This is a genomic window from Corynebacterium sp. TAE3-ERU16 (assembly GCF_019209935.1).
Classification (GTDB): Bacteria; Actinomycetota; Actinomycetes; order Mycobacteriales; family Mycobacteriaceae; genus Corynebacterium; species Corynebacterium antarcticum.
This window is the reverse complement of record NZ_JAHUTN010000004.1, coordinates 250786-264566: the sequence shown is the minus strand read 5'-3', so window position 1 is coordinate 264566 and position 13781 is coordinate 250786. Positions and strand designations below refer to the sequence as shown.

At 67.5% G+C, this 13781-nt stretch carries 15 protein-coding genes; 4 read left to right on the top strand and 11 right to left on the bottom strand.

Annotation, left to right across the window (positions count from 1 at the left end; genetic code table 11):
* Window positions 1-133: 133 nt before the first annotated feature.
* From tatB to sigE, 3 genes are all read right to left on the bottom strand, one after another.
* Entirely contained in the window at window positions 134-625 is a 492-nt protein-coding gene (gene tatB, locus KRX55_RS06340; RefSeq protein ID WP_218406920.1) for a Sec-independent protein translocase subunit TatB, read from the bottom strand.
* A 52-nt stretch (window positions 626-677) separates the two neighbouring features.
* On the bottom strand, window positions 678-1091 hold the full coding sequence (locus KRX55_RS06335) for an anti-sigma factor family protein (RefSeq protein WP_218406919.1): 414 nt from the start codon (window positions 1089-1091) through the stop codon (window positions 678-680).
* Window positions 1092-1223: 132 nt separating this feature from the next.
* Complete coding sequence (gene sigE, locus KRX55_RS06330; protein WP_255567603.1) at window positions 1224-1901, bottom strand: RNA polymerase sigma factor SigE; 678 nt, start codon at window positions 1899-1901, stop codon at window positions 1224-1226.
* Between the two features lie 186 nt (window positions 1902-2087).
* On the opposite strand from sigE, the gene KRX55_RS06325 reads away from it, so the two are divergent.
* Window positions 2088-2747 carry an O-methyltransferase gene (locus KRX55_RS06325; RefSeq protein ID WP_218406918.1) on the top strand — a complete coding sequence of 220 codons (660 nt, stop codon included), beginning with the start codon at window positions 2088-2090 and terminating at the stop codon, window positions 2745-2747.
* A 123-nt stretch (window positions 2748-2870) separates the two neighbouring features.
* Here KRX55_RS06325 and glgC read toward each other — a convergent pair whose 3' ends face one another.
* A complete protein-coding gene (gene glgC / locus KRX55_RS06320; RefSeq protein ID WP_218406917.1) occupies window positions 2871-4109 on the bottom strand; it encodes a glucose-1-phosphate adenylyltransferase in 1239 nt (412 codons plus the stop codon).
* 344 nt (window positions 4110-4453) lie between these two features.
* Here glgC and glgA point away from each other — a divergent pair, with 344 nt between their 5' ends.
* Both glgA and KRX55_RS06310 read left to right on the top strand, forming a co-directional pair.
* The gene (glgA, locus tag KRX55_RS06315; RefSeq protein ID WP_218406916.1) at window positions 4454-5641 is read left to right on the top strand and encodes a glycogen synthase; all 1188 of its coding nucleotides are present in this window, start codon (window positions 4454-4456) and stop codon (window positions 5639-5641) included.
* A gap of 58 nt (window positions 5642-5699) precedes the next feature.
* Window positions 5700-7154: a GH32 C-terminal domain-containing protein gene (locus tag KRX55_RS06310; protein ID WP_218406915.1), complete on the top strand. Its 1455-nt coding sequence runs from the start codon at window positions 5700-5702 to the stop codon at window positions 7152-7154.
* Window positions 7155-7225: 71 nt separating this feature from the next.
* Here the strand turns inward: KRX55_RS06310 and KRX55_RS06305 are convergent, their stop codons facing one another.
* From KRX55_RS06305 to dapE, 7 genes are all read right to left on the bottom strand, one after another.
* Complete coding sequence (locus KRX55_RS06305) at window positions 7226-8092, bottom strand: methyltransferase domain-containing protein (protein WP_218406914.1); 867 nt, start codon at window positions 8090-8092, stop codon at window positions 7226-7228.
* A gap of 234 nt (window positions 8093-8326) precedes the next feature.
* Window positions 8327-8494, bottom strand: a complete 168-nt coding sequence (locus KRX55_RS06300; RefSeq protein WP_198735586.1) for a DUF3117 domain-containing protein — start codon at window positions 8492-8494, stop codon at window positions 8327-8329.
* Window positions 8495-8597: 103 nt separating this feature from the next.
* The gene (locus tag KRX55_RS06295; protein ID WP_218406913.1) at window positions 8598-8894 is read right to left on the bottom strand and encodes a DivIVA domain-containing protein; all 297 of its coding nucleotides are present in this window, start codon (window positions 8892-8894) and stop codon (window positions 8598-8600) included.
* A gap of 66 nt (window positions 8895-8960) precedes the next feature.
* Complete coding sequence (locus KRX55_RS06290) at window positions 8961-9746, bottom strand: glucosyl-3-phosphoglycerate synthase (protein ID WP_218406912.1); 786 nt, start codon at window positions 9744-9746, stop codon at window positions 8961-8963.
* A complete protein-coding gene (folP, locus tag KRX55_RS06285) occupies window positions 9743-10555 on the bottom strand; it encodes a dihydropteroate synthase (protein ID WP_255567600.1) in 813 nt (270 codons plus the stop codon). Before folP ends, KRX55_RS06290 begins: the two co-directional genes overlap by 4 nt.
* A 55-nt stretch (window positions 10556-10610) precedes the next feature.
* On the bottom strand, window positions 10611-11411 hold the full coding sequence (locus tag KRX55_RS06280) for a TIGR00730 family Rossman fold protein (protein WP_218406910.1): 801 nt from the start codon (window positions 11409-11411) through the stop codon (window positions 10611-10613).
* A gap of 142 nt (window positions 11412-11553) precedes the next feature.
* On the bottom strand, window positions 11554-12660 hold the full coding sequence (dapE, locus tag KRX55_RS06275; protein ID WP_218406937.1) for a succinyl-diaminopimelate desuccinylase: 1107 nt from the start codon (window positions 12658-12660) through the stop codon (window positions 11554-11556).
* Between the two features lie 132 nt (window positions 12661-12792).
* On the opposite strand from dapE, the gene KRX55_RS06270 reads away from it, so the two are divergent.
* Window positions 12793-13719 (top strand): DapH/DapD/GlmU-related protein, encoded by a 927-nt coding sequence (locus KRX55_RS06270; protein WP_218406909.1) that lies wholly within the window; start codon window positions 12793-12795, stop codon window positions 13717-13719.
* The last annotated feature ends 62 nt before the right edge of the window (window positions 13720-13781 follow it).

The window sequence follows — 13781 nt, the reverse complement described above, 5'->3', positions numbered from 1 at the left end:
CCTGAATCTGGGGGTCGCGGACAAAACGCGGTGAACGGCGTGACGGGGACGCAGAACAGTCCCCCGGGAGCCAGGTGACATCCGGGGGACTGTGCTGCGTCCGGGCGGTGTCCGGCCGGTGCCGGACACCGCCCTAGGTGACGTCCGACCAGTCGGCGCCACCGGACGGGTCAGGCACCGACTGGTCGGCGGACCGGGGGGTGTACGCGCCTCCGTCTGACGGCCGATCGACTCGGACGGTCTCTTCGGCGGCCTGCCTGACGGTGGTGCCCTGTTCCGCGGCCCGCTGCCTGTGTGCCCGTCCCGCGGTGTCGCCGGACATGATCTTCTTCGGGTCGAAGACGTCGAGGAGGCTGTCGTCGCCGTCGAAGAGAGTCTTGGTGAGTACGGCACGCGGGCCCATCCGCTGCATGGCGGCGATTTCCCCGAGGGGAAGGGAGATGTCCTCGAACTCGGGGCCGAACTCCTCATTCATCGAGCGCTTGGCGTTGTCGATGGCGGTCCGGGCTGCGAGGATCGCGGCACGGACGTCCTCGATGACCCTCGGCAGACGTTCGGGGCCGATCACCACGAGACCGACGACGAAGAGGACGAATATCTCGGACCAACCGACATTGGTGAACACCCTTTCATACTAGCTGAAGGGGATTACCGGACAAGCTCACCGCCGTCGGCGGTCACCGACTCCGGGAGCGTCGCACCGCCCGGTAGAGGATGTCGACCTTGTCGAGGAGCGTCTCCGGCGGCGAACACACCGTGTCCTCGATCCCGGGTCCGGCCGGACAGGACTGGGCGATCGAGGTCAACCGTTCCATGAGGGAACTGGGGACACGGATGTCGTCGTTCTCGCCGCAGGTGCGGAGTCTCTCCGCGGCACGACGCTGATGATCCACGTCATTCCGGCACTCCACGCAGTGCACCATGTGCACCCTCGCCCGGTGTGCCGCGCCCGGTGTCAGCTCACCGTCCACGAAGGCGGCCACCGCCTCGGGGCTCAGGTGCTCGACGGAGGCGAACTCGCGGGGTTTCCGGACCCGCCGGGACTCATCCCCGCCGGGCGTCCGCCCGTCATCGGGCTGCTGTTCGGTCATACAGAACCGCCTCCCTGCACTTCACCGTCCGGAGCCGGATCACCGTCCCGGATCTCCGTTGCTTCTGACGCCAAGAATACGCGGTTCGGCCGTCCGGGGGTCCGCTGGCGCAGCCGCCCACCGGGAAGACGATCAGCTTCCCGCCCCCGCGGGGATGAGGAGCTGTGCGTCGGAGTCGGTGCGAGCGGCGTCCTCCAGACTCTTCCGCAGCTGACTCCGTCCGCGGTGGATGCGTGACCGGACCGTGCCCATCTTGACCCCCAGCGTGTCCGCGATCTCGTCGTAGGTCATGCCGAGGACGTCACAGAGGACGACGGCGACACGGAAGTCGGGGCTGAGGGCGTCGAGGGCGTTCTGGAGCACCGGATCCAGGTTGGCGAAGCTGTACGCCTGCTCGGGGGTCATCTCGTTTCCGGGTACGCGGTCGTAGTCCTCCGGGAGCGCCTCCATCCGGATACGACTGCGGTGCCGGACCATGTCGAGGAAGAGGTTGGTGGTGATGCGGTGGAGCCAGCCCTCGAAGGTCCCGGGCTGGTAGTTCCTGAGTGAACGGAACACCCGCATGAAGGTCTCCTGGGTGAGATCCTCGGCATCATGCTGGTTGCCGGACAGGCGGTAGGCGAGCCGGTAGACGCTGTCCGCGTGTTCCTCAACGAGCTCCGCCCAGGTCGGCATCTCCGCGGCCCCGGCGTCGAACGCCGCGGTGCCACGGAGCTCCACGGCAGCCACCTCGTCACCGTCGGTGGCGGCCTGGACGTCAGCGGGACCGGTGGTTCCGGAGGGATCGGGCATCATGCTTTGATTGTCCATCAGGGACGTATCCTACAACCAAGCGACTCCTTAAATCACCCTGATTTTCGTGCGTCAGTTCCGTAACGCCACGTGAACGCCCCACGGCCACCCCCGCACACACCCCCAGGCGGTCACTCACGTCACAGCCACCACAACCGGCGGGTTGCCCCCGTTTCGGTCGGACCCGGCCATACACTTGATCCCGTGAGTGACACCGCCTTCAGAACCCTCTGTTCCTACATCGCCGGAACCACCGAGACCCCTCCCGAACTCGTCGAAGCCAGAAGCGACGCAGGCGAGTTCGGGCTCACCGTCCCGGACGAGATCACCGGCTCCCTCCTCTCCACGCTCGCGGCGGGGGCGGTGACCGATGACTCGGCCAGTGCCATCGCCGTCACACCGGCCGCCGGCGTGGTGGGCCTCTACCTCCTGGAAGGTCTCGGCGGGCGAGGTCACCTCACCTGCATCGACCCCGAGGCGGAGCACCAGAAACAGGCCCGGGCGACCTTCACCGCAGCCGGCTACCGCCACGGCAGGTTCCGGTTCCTCCCGTCCCGCCCCCTCGAGGTGATGGGTCGGCTCGCCCAGGGCTCCTACCAACTCGTCTACGGGGACATGCGCCCGACCGACCTCAAGGCGTTCATCAACGCGGCGTGGCCCCTGCTCAGCGACAACGGAGTCCTCATCCTCGCGGACTGCCTCCTCGACGGAACCCTCACGGACGACACCCGCCGCGACCGGGACACCGTCGCCGCACGGGAGGCCGACCAGCACGTCCTCCAGATGGAGGACGCCCTGGTGACTAGGCTTCCGCTGGGCGCGGGAATGACGATCCTGACGAAGCGGCCCGCCTCCACGCTCTGACCGTACCGGAGAAGCACGGAAGCGCGCCCACGGTCAGACCGTGAACGCGCTCCATGTCGTTGTTGCCTCGCTTGCCGGTGTCACCGCGACAAGCGCGGCAGTCAGTGCAACCTGTCCAGCAGGCTAGACCACGACGTTCTTACCGATGCAGACTACGCCGCCGGCACTCACGGTGAACCGCCCCGCGTCCCGCTCGTGGTCGACACCGATGAACTCCCCTTCGGAGATCACCACGTTCTTGTCCAGGATGGCGTGCCGGACCACAGCGTTCTTCCCGACCCGCACACCCGGCATGAGCACGGAGCCTTCGACGGTGGCACCCTCCTCGATGACCACGTTGGCGGAGAGCACCGAGTTCCGGACCGTTCCGCCGGAGATGATGGATCCCGAGGCGACCATGGAGGACTGGGCGATGCCGCCCTGCACGAACTTGGCGGGGGGATAGTTGCCGGTGTCGGTGTTGTGGATCGGCCAACGCCGGTTGTAGAGGTTGAACACCGGGTGCACGGAGATCAGGTCCATGTGCGCCTCGTAGAAGGCGTCGATGGTACCGACATCGCGCCAGTATCCGCGGTCCCTGTCGGTGGCTCCGGGAACCTGGTTCGACGAGAAGTCGTAGACGTGGGCCTCGTTCCTGTTCACGAAGTAGGGGATGATGTCCCCGCCCATGTCATGGTCCGAATCCTCGTTCTCGGCGTCCGCCTTCAGCGCCTCGACGAGAGCCTCGGTCGTGAAGACGTAGTTGCCCATCGACGCGAAGGTCATGTCGGGGTCGTCCGGTGTCGCGGGCGGATCGGAGGGCTTCTCCAGGAACTCGGTGATCTGACCGTCATCGTTCGACTGGATGCAACCGAACGCGGTCGCCTCGGACCGGGGGACGCGGATACCTGCGACGGAGACCGACGCGCCGGACGCGATGTGTTCCTCAACCATCTGGCGGGGATCCATGCGGTAGACGTGGTCCGCGCCGAACACGATGACGTACTCGGGGTCCTCGTCGTAGATGAGGTTCAGCGACTGGAGGATCGCGTCCGCGGATCCGGTGAACCACCGCTTACCCAGGCGTTGCTGGGCGGGCACGGGGGTGATGTACTGACCGGCGAGTCCGGCCAACTGCCACGACTGGGAGATGTGCCGGTCGAGGGAGTGGGACTTGTACTGCGTCAGCACGCAGACCTTCATGTACCCGGCGTTCACCAGGTTGGACAGAACGAAGTCGATCAGCCGGTAGGTGCCTCCGAAGGGCACAGCGGGTTTGGCTCGGTCCTCCGTCAGGGGGGACAGACGCTTACCCTCACCGCCGGCGAGGACGATGGCTAGGACATGTGGTTGGCTCCTCACAGAAACCACTGTATAAGACATCGGTCACGTCCGGTGGGTGTTCCCCGGAATTGGCCCCAGCGAAAACGCGAAACCCGTGGCCACGGCCGCAGATGTGCCGACATGCTCTACGTCACACCGGTCTCCGGGCATGGTTCCGCGCTGTCGACACCCCGCCGGGCAGCGACCGGGACGGACGCCGTCGCGAGACACCGACCGAGCGCCCCCGCAGATCCGGTACACCCCCCGGCCGGAGTGGCGGCCGACGCAAAGAACCACGGTATCCGGTGTTTGTGGCCCACCCCGGCGGACGGACCCGCCGGATCCTCCCCTCCCCCGGGTCACCGTTCCTGCAGGCCGGGTCGGGCGCGGCTATCGTCGGTGACATGCGAGTAGGAATGATGACCAAGGAATATCCCCCGGAGATCTACGGCGGTGCCGGCGTGCACGTGACCGAGTTGACGCGTTACATGCGCAAACTCGTCGAGGTCGACGTGCACTGCATGGGAGCCGAGCGGGATGAACCGAACACGTGGGCCCACGGCGTCGACCCCGCCCTGGCTGACGCGAACCCGGCCATCCGCACCCTGTCGACGGGCCTGCGCATGGCGGATGCCGCGACGGGCGTCGATGTGGTCCATTCACACACCTGGTACGCCGGTCTCGGTGGGCACCTGGCGGCCCGCCTGTACGGCATCCCGCACGTCGCGACGGCCCACTCCCTGGAACCGCACCGCCCGTGGAAGAGGGAACAGCTCGGCGGCGGCTACGACGTCTCGAGCTGGTCCGAGAAGAACACCATGGAGTACGCGGACGCGGTCATCGCCGTCAGCGAGAAGATGAAGGGCGCGATCCTCGACGCCTACCCGAGGATCGATCCCGGGCGGATCCACGTCGTGCTGAACGGCATCGACTGCGAGCTGTGGCAACCGCGTCCGACCTTCGACGACGCCGTCGAGTCCCGGGGTTCCTCCGTTCTGGCCGAGCTCGGTGTCGACCCGGACAAGCCGATCGTCGCGTTCGTCGGCCGGATCACCCGGCAGAAGGGCGTCGGCCACCTGGTCAAGGCAGCGAAGATGTTCGATCCGGACGTGCAGCTGGTCCTCTGCGCCGGAGCCCCCGACACCGAGGAGATCGCCGCGGAGACCACGGCCCTCGTCGATGAACTCCGCGCCTCGCGGGGCGGCGGGGTGTTCTGGGTGACGGAGATGCTGCCGAAGGAGAAGATCCAGGAGATCCTCACCGCCGCCGACACGTTCGCCTGCCCGTCGATCTACGAGCCGCTCGGCATCGTGAACCTCGAGGCGATGGCCTGCGGTACGGCGGTCGTCGCCTCCGATGTCGGCGGCATCCCCGAGGTCGTCGTGGACGGTGAAACGGGAACTCTCGTGCACTACGACGAGAACGATCCGGAGACCTTCGAGCGGGATCTCGCGTCCGCCGTGAACGGGATGGTCGCCGACCGCGACCGTGCCCGTCGCATCGGGGAGGTCGGCCGCCGCCGTGCGGTCGAGGAGTTCTCCTGGGCGACCATCGCGGAACAGACCGTCGACGTCTACCGTTCCCTGATGTGAATGCCAGCCGCCGCTCACCCGACACACCCCTGACACCGATTCCGGAGTCCGATCACCGATGACCTACACCACCCACCGCCCTGAACTGCACGTCACCGCCGAGCAGGGGATCCTCAACGCACCGGCCGGTGCGATCCGGGACGCCGATCTCTGGCACGTGTTCCTGCAGTACCAGCCGACCAAGGGAGCCCCGGCCCGTTGGGCCCACCAGGCGCTCGATGTCACGAATCCCTACGACTGGGACATCTGCGACGATGTCCTCGCCCCGGAAGGCGCCGAGATCCAGGTACGTGCGGGCTCCGTCGTCTCGGTCGGCGACTCCGGAGCCGCGGAGCTCTTCTTCACCTCCGTCACCCCGGAAGGAACCGAGGTGCACGTCGCGTCCGTTCCCGCACTCCCCGAGACCGTCGCCGAACTCGACGACGACGCACTCGCCCTCGATTCCTCGGTGTCCAGGATCGGCCGGGTGCTGGGCGACCACGACGGGTGGCACAATTTCCGTTCCCCCTGCGTCCTGGCCGAGGGCCCGGGAAAGTGGCTGATGCTGGCCGTGACCGGGAACGTCGATGAGCCGCGGTTGGTCATTCTCGATTCCACGGATCTGCGGACCTGGTCGGTGCGCGGGCCGATGAGCTTCGAGGGGGACCCGGGAGTTAGCGGTGGGCACTGCATGGTCAGTCCGCGTCTGCTCCGCCTCCGGGACGAGGTCGACGGTGAACTCCGCGATGTCCTGCTGACCACGATCGAACAGGAGGGCGGACCGGACATCTCCGGATACCTCGTCGGAGCGTTGACCGGCGCGCGTTTCACCGTGCAGACCCCGTTCACACGGATGGACTTCGGCCACGATTTCACCCGCCCCCGGAACACCAACTTCATCGGGACCGGTACGGGCGAGCGGCACAGCGACAGTGCGCTGGTCTTCGGGTTGATGAACGGCGTCGGGCGCAAGGATGACCCGACCCGGCACAAGAGTCTCGCCGAGGAGAACTGGGCCAACTGTCTGTCCATGCCCAGGCTGGTCACACTGCAGGGGGGCCGCCTGTTCCAGACACCCACTCCCGGTCTGCCCGATGTCATCCCCGGGACCACCGCGGCACGGATGTTCACCGCCATACTCGATGCCGGGGAGGGTTCAGTCAGCATCGATGTCCTCGACGGCTCCGGCGAGCCGGCGGTGACGGTGAGCCATCACGGAGACAGGGTCACCCTGGATCGCTCCATGAACGCTTCACACCGTGGTGATCCGGTCGCGTCCGGGCCCCTCGCGGAGGCGGACACCGATTCCCTGACCGTGATCGTCGACGGCTCCACGGTTGAGGTCTTCGTGGACGGTGGTGTCGCGGCTCTCGCGAGCCGGGTCTACTTCACCGACGGTTGCGGCGGTTTCACCGTCCGCACCGACGGTGGGGCGAGTGTTCTCCGGACGATGAATCTGGGCCCGCTCCCCCACGATTCCACGGGACTCGGTGATGTCAGGGACGGATTCGATCCGGACGCGGTGGATCGCTGACGGTTCCCGGACCACGAAGGCGAAGGGCGGGACCCGACCGGTTCCCGCCCTTCGCCTTATCGCCTCCGGAATCAGCGGACCCGGAGGCGGGTCACCGTGGCCCGTGCCGTGAGACTCATGTGGTCCGGGAGCTTGGCCGCACGCTCCGCCAGCAGGTCAGACGGGATGTGCCGCGCGGACGGGCTCATTCCGGTCTGCGTGGCGATCGACTCCTGATCGAGCCGCATCGTGAACTCGACGAGCTCCGGTTCCCCCACCGGATCGAACCAGGCGGCCGACCGCTCCACGACCTGTTCCACCTCCCCCTCCGGGACGTCGAGGATCCCCAGCGGTTCACGGAGCTCCGTGAGATGTCCCGCCTCCGCGGTGAGCACGACGACCTGGCCGCCGGGCTTGAGTACCCGGGCGAACTCCTCGGGGTTCGAGGGAGCGAACACGACCGTCACGACGTCGACCGAGGAGTCGCGCAGCGGCAGCCGCCGCCGGGCGTCCGCGACGACGGCTCCGACCCGGGGATGGCATGCGGTGAGGCGTTCGGCGGCCGGTACGGAGAGATCGATCCCGACTCCCCGGGCTCCTTCGACATCGTCGAGTGTGTGGGAGAGGTAGTATCCGGTGCCCGCGCCGATCTCGCAGATCACCGGGTGGGCGTCATCGTCGACACCGGCATCGTCGAGAGCGAGCTGAACCGCTCCGGTGACCGCCTCGACGAAGGGGGCGTAGTGCCCCCTGGAGAGGAAGGTCTCGCGCGCCGTGACCATGCTGTCATCGTCCGCGCGGTCCGCGTGGACCTCGTCGACGGTCAGTGTCGCGTATCCGGAGCCCGCGATGCCGTAGTGTCGGCCCGAACCTCCGTCCAGTCGGGAGTTGTCACTGTCGAGGCTCAGAGGACTTCCATCCACCGGATCCGCCAGGACATCGGAGATATCTGTGAGCACGTCGGGAAAACTCCTTACCGTTGGTGAATGGAACCGCTGATCGACAGCGGCGACAACCCCGTTCCGGGGCACAGCGACCGGTCAGCGCGGTTCATGATACCCGTATGTTCGTTCCGGGTAGCGAACGAACCTGTACGGTGCCGGATCCCGTCGAAGACGGCGTGACCCGGTGACAGAAAAAAGGGGACCGCCCGGGACGTCTGCCGGAACGGTCCGAGTGGGTGGGCTACGGCGTCAGCCCGCGGCCTCGACGAGAAGGGCGCCCAGTTCGGCCGCCTCCTCCTTGTTGAGTTCAACCACGAGGCGTCCACCACCGTCCGTGGGAATGCGCATGACAATCTTGCGTCCCTCTTCAGCCGCTTCCATCGGACCGTTACCCGTCCGGGGCTTCATAGCTGCCATTACGTCCAGCTCCTTCACAAGCTTGTGTTTTAAGAAGTATCGGATACCAGCCTAGTCTTTTTTCGGCCCACCGGGGCCTGCCTGCAACGGGTACGCCACGGAATCAGTCAGCCGACGCGTGCTCCCGATCGAGTTGGGCGCGGAGACGGGCGATCTTCGCTTCGTAGGCCGCGATGACCCGGTCCACCTCATCCATCCGGTATCCGCGCAACACCGTCCGGAACCGGATGTCGTCGACCCGGCCCTCACGGACCGCGGCTTCATTGTGCGTGCCCACGTCAGGAATCTGCTCCTCGAAGGGGGGGAGCGTCTCACCACGACCGAACAACAGGCCGAACACAACGGTGAAAAGGACGATGAGGGCCAGCAAAATGCAGATGTAGATGATCCAGGTCAACACAGGGATAGCTCCTCGGGGGCAGGCCGCTCGACGCGGTGACAGTCACTTGCTTCAACCCCGACAAGGCTACCCGTCGGTGGCTGCGGGGTACAGCGCGGACAGGGGTGGACGCTCCGGGATGGTGCACCCGCCCGGGATCCGGACACCGTTGCGCGACAGAATCGTGGCCACCACCGCGTCGGCGACAGGCTCGAGTTCCCGTGTGGGCTTGTTGCGGTGGCGACGGACGCCGAGATCGACGGATGTGACGGCGTCGGCGCCGAACCTGGCCGCGACATCGAGAAGGAGAGCTGACTCGACCCCCCAGCCCATGACGAAGGGGACGTCGAGTGCGGTGGCACGCCGGATCCCGTACTCCCCGGTCAACGGCTGCCGGACATGGGAGAGTTCCGGGTTGAGCGCACGCAGCAACGGTAGGGCGGTGAGCCGCGTGACCCGACCGCCACCGTCGGAATCATCTCCGAGCGGGCGGCGGTGATCCCCTTTGACGAGCTGCACACGGGGGTCGCTGAAGGGTGCGACCAACGCGTGGACCATCCCCGGTGCGGGATCGGTGAGATCCGCGTCGACGAACACGACCACCGATCCCCGGGCGGCGGCGACACCACGCCAGAGAACCTCCCCCTTCCCCGGGTACACCGGAATCCCCGGGAGCGCCTCCTCGCGGTCCAGCACCCGTGCACCCGCCGCGCGGGCGCGCGCCGCGGTCCGGTCAGTGGATCCGGAATCGATGACGAGGACCTCGCCCGGCCCGTCAGCCAGCACGGCCGCCACGACTCCGGCGACCGTGCTCTCCTCGTCGAGCGCGGGGATCACCACGCTGACGTCCCGCGGTGTGGGGCCCGCGTTCACGCGAGTCCTCGGATCGGGGTGGACGGGCGGACGGTTCCGCGGATCGCCGCGGTCATGCGGAGCACGTCGACGGTGTCGCCGACCTCGTGCACCCGGAACGCCGCGACCCCGCGGGCGGCGGCCCAGGCCGTGGCCGCGAGGGTCCCCGCGACCCGGCGTTCCAGGGGACGGCCGACCGTCTCCCCGATGAAATCCTTGTTGGACAGTGCCATGAGAACGGGCCACCCGGTCGCGACCAGCTCATCGACGCGCCGGAGCAGCTCGAGCCCGTGGAAGGTGTTCTTCCCGAAGTCGTGTGTGGGATCAATCAGGATGAGATCCTCGGGGACTCCGCACGCCACCGCGCGCTCCGCCAGGGCGGTGGTCTCGGCGATCACCGATGCGACGACGTCGTCGTAGTGGACGCGGTGCGGCCGGGTCCGGGGAGTCGCTCCCCCGGTGTGCGAACAGACGTAGCCGACACGGTGGGCACCGGCCACCTCGACGAGCTCCGGGTCGTGCCCCGCCCAGGTGTCGTTGACCAGGCGTGCACCCGCGGTGATCGCGGCATCCGCGACACCGGAGCGCCAGGTGTCGACGGAGACCGTCACCCCGGGGTGCCGCTGCACGGCGGCGGCGATGAGCGGGACGACACGCTCGATCTCCTCGGTCTCACCGACGTATTCCCCGGGTCCGGCCTTGACTCCACCGATGTCGATGATGCCCGCGCCGGCGGCGACCGCGGCATCGGTGCGTTCGAGGGCGTCCCCGAGCGCGAAGGTGGCTCCCCGGTCGTAGAAGGAGTCCGGCGTCCGGTTGATGATGGCCATCACTACGGGCAGACCGTCGTCTCCCCCGTACCCGGGCCCCGGCCGACGTGCGGGACTAGGCCCGGGCGTCGGCGGCTGCATCGCGGGCTGCTCTTTCGTCGGCTTCCCGGGCCATCCCCCGATGGACGGCGCAGATGTGGGCCACGGCCTCCTCCGGGGAGTCGGTCACCATGACCAGCTTCGTGTCCTCGGGGGCGATCATGCCGTTTGCCAGCAGCTGCTCCCGGATCCAGTCGACGAGCCCGGACCAGAAGGAGGTGCCGAGCAGAACGATCGGGTAGTTGGTGATCTTGCCCGTCTGCACGAGACAGAGCGCCTCGAAGAGCTCGTCGAGGGTGCCGAAGCCGCCGGGCAGGCAGACGAAGGCCTGGCTGTACTTGAGGAACATCGTCTTGCGGACGAAGAAGTACCGGAAGTGGAGGCCGAGATCGATGTAGGGGTTGAGCCGCTCCTCGTGGGGGAGTTCGATCCCGAGGCCGACGCTCAAACCGCCGCCCTCGGTCGCACCCCGGTTCCCGGCCTCCATCAGACCGGGACCTCCGCCGGTGATCACGGCGTAGTCGGCCGCCACGAGGCGTTCGCCGAGTTCCCTGCCGAGCGCGTAGTACTCCGTGTCCTCCCCCTGCCGGGCGGAGCCGAAGACGGTGACGGCCGGGGGCATCTCCGCCAGGGCCCCGAATCCGTTGACGAATTCGCTCTGGATACGCAGCACCCGCCAGGGATCCTCGTGCAGCCAGTCGGTCGATTTCTGGGTGTCCAGGAGGCGCTGATCCGTGGTGGATTCCTGGGTTCCGCCGTGCCGTACCAGCACGGGACCGCGCATGTAGCGGTTCCGGTCCGTGGTGTTCTCGCTCATCGGTGTCCTTCGCGGTTGTCGTCTGGGTGTCGCCTGCCGGGGTACTGCACCATGAGAGTAGCGGCTCCCGCCGGAACGGGTCCCGTGCCCCACGCATGCGGCGGCGTCCCCGGTCGTGCCGACGCTGCACCGACCGGTGCCATCAGTGGCGCAGGTAGGCCAGCAGGGTCTCGGAGACGTCGGTGATCATGTGCACCGGACACTGTTCATCGCGCTTGTGGCAGAAGGAGGGGTCCCCGGGGCCGAAATTGACGGCCGGGATACCGAGCTCCGCGAAGCGGGCGACGTCGGTCCACCCGAACTTCGCCCGGAACCCGCCGCCGGTCGCCTCGACGAGTTCCGCCGCAGCGGGCTGACCGAGCCCCGGTAGGGCTCCCGGGGAAATGTCATCGGCGACGACGGTGAAACGGTCGTCATCCTGCACGCCGAGTACCTCGTGCAGGTGCTCCATCGCCTCGTCGGCGGTCTTGTCCGGTGCGAACCGGTAGTTGACGTAGAGCTCGGCTTCGTCCGGGATCGTGTTGGTGGCGACGAAGGATTCGCAGCGCACGATGTTGATGCCTTCGCGGTACGTGCAGCCGTCGATGTGGACCTCGTCGGGTGCGTACTCCGCGACGCGGCCGATCACCGGCGCGAGCAGGTGCATGGCGTTGAGGCCGAGCCAGGCGCGGGCGGAGTGCGCACGGACACCGTGTGCGGTGATCTTCAACCGGATGGAGCCCTGACAGCCGGCCTCGATGACCGAACCGGACGGTTCCCCGAGAATCGCGACGTCCCCGGTGAGCCACTCCGGATGATCCTTCACCAGGTGCGTCAGTCCGTTGAATTCGGCGGCTATCTCCTCGCACTCGTAGCAGATGAGGGTGAGGTCACGGGAGAGATCGGGGCTTTCGGCGAGCCGCGCGAAGGCGTTGAGGAACACCGCGTCGCCGCTCTTCATGTCGACGGTTCCGCAACCGAAGAGGGTGTCGCGCCCCTCGGCATCCGTGCCGCGCGTCGAGGGGACGTTCTCGGCCACCGGGACGGTGTCGATGTGCCCGGCGAGGATGACCCGTTCCGGCAGCCCGCGGTGGGTGCGGGCCAGCACGTTGTTGCGGTGACGGAGAACCTCGATTCCGGTGCCCTCCGCGAGTTCCCTGAGCGCGGCCTCGATGGCGTCGGCGATCTCGTCCTCGTGGTGGGAGGGGCTGGCTATGTCGACCAGCTGCGCTGTCAGGTCGACGGGGTCGGCGGTGAGGTCCAGTCTGATGTCGGTCACGCCACCACCCTAGCGTCCGTGGCCCACTCCCCCACCGTGAAGAGGGAACCCGACGACACGTTCGGGGTGATCCTGTCAGACAGCATGTCTGATGTTCGGGGATGAGCCGCTAAACTGGGGGCGATGATTACTTCGGGAGCAAGCGCAGTCGGTATCGCCAACATCGCCATGGACGGCACGGTTCTGGACACCTGGTACCCGCAACCGGAACTCACGACCGGGCCCGTGGTCGGTGCCGGCACGATCCGGTTGGGCGCGGCGAAACTGAGCCGGAAGCTCCTGTCACTGGTCAGACTGGACGAGGACCGGATGGTCGAACAGGTGGCGGTCCGCACGACCATCCCCGACCTGTCCGCACCCCCGATCGACGCACACGACGTCTACCTGCGGCTACACCTGCTGAGCCACCGGATGATCCGCCCCCACGACACCAATCTCGAGGGGCTCGAGTCACTCCTCGCCACGGTGGTGTGGACGAACAAGGGGCCGTGCCTGCCGAAGAACTTCGAGTTCGTGCGCACCTCCCTCCGGTCCCGGGGGTTGATCCACGTCTACGCCATCGACATCCTCCCCCGGATGGTGGATTACGTGGTGCCGACCGGTGTCCGGATCGCCGAGGCCGAGCGGGTGCGCCTGGGGGCGCATCTCGCGGAAGGTACCCGGGTGCTCAGGGAGGGCTTCGTGTCCTACAACTCCGGTTCCGTGGGGCCGGCCCACATCGAGGGGCTCATGTCCGAGGGAACCGTCATCGGGGCGGGGACCCACATCGGCCTGTCCGCCACCGTCCTCACCGACGACGCGAGCGGCGCCGACATCCCGCACCCCGTCCGGATCGGCGACAACTGCCGCATCGGGGTGGGAGCGGGAGTCATCGGGATCGACCTCGGTGACGACTGCGTCATCGGCAACAACGTCGTCATCGACCGGACCACGACCCTCCGGTTCCCGGACAGCGGTGACACTGGGCCCGCGACACAACTCAGCGGCCGGTCCGGATGGCGGATCGATCACGAGCCCGGATCCCCGGAACCGGTCGCCCGGCGCCGCTGATCTTCTCCCGACCACCGGACAGGGGCCGCACGCGACTTCACCGGACCTGAGGTTCCGGACGG

What these genes read in the sequence shown, in the direction of transcription:
- KRX55_RS06280 (WP_218406910.1), bottom strand. Translation starts at nt 11,411, where the DNA reads ATGAGCGAGAACACCACGGACCGGAACCGCTACATGCGCGGTCCCGTG.
- sigE (WP_255567603.1), bottom strand. Translation starts at nt 1,901, where the DNA reads ATGGACAATCAAAGCATGATGCCCGATCCCTCCGGAACCACCGGTCCC.
- KRX55_RS06310 (WP_218406915.1), top strand. Translation starts at nt 5,700, where the DNA reads ATGACCTACACCACCCACCGCCCTGAACTGCACGTCACCGCCGAGCAG.
- KRX55_RS06335 (WP_218406919.1), bottom strand. Translation starts at nt 1,091, where the DNA reads ATGACCGAACAGCAGCCCGATGACGGGCGGACGCCCGGCGGGGATGAG.
- KRX55_RS06270 (WP_218406909.1), top strand. Translation starts at nt 12,793, where the DNA reads ATGATTACTTCGGGAGCAAGCGCAGTCGGTATCGCCAACATCGCCATG.
- glgC (WP_218406917.1), bottom strand. Translation starts at nt 4,109, where the DNA reads ATGTCTTATACAGTGGTTTCTGTGAGGAGCCAACCACATGTCCTAGCC.
- folP (WP_255567600.1), bottom strand. Translation starts at nt 10,555, where the DNA reads ATGGCCATCATCAACCGGACGCCGGACTCCTTCTACGACCGGGGAGCC.
- KRX55_RS06300 (WP_198735586.1), bottom strand. Translation starts at nt 8,494, where the DNA reads ATGGCAGCTATGAAGCCCCGGACGGGTAACGGTCCGATGGAAGCGGCT.
- glgA (WP_218406916.1), top strand. Translation starts at nt 4,454, where the DNA reads ATGCGAGTAGGAATGATGACCAAGGAATATCCCCCGGAGATCTACGGC.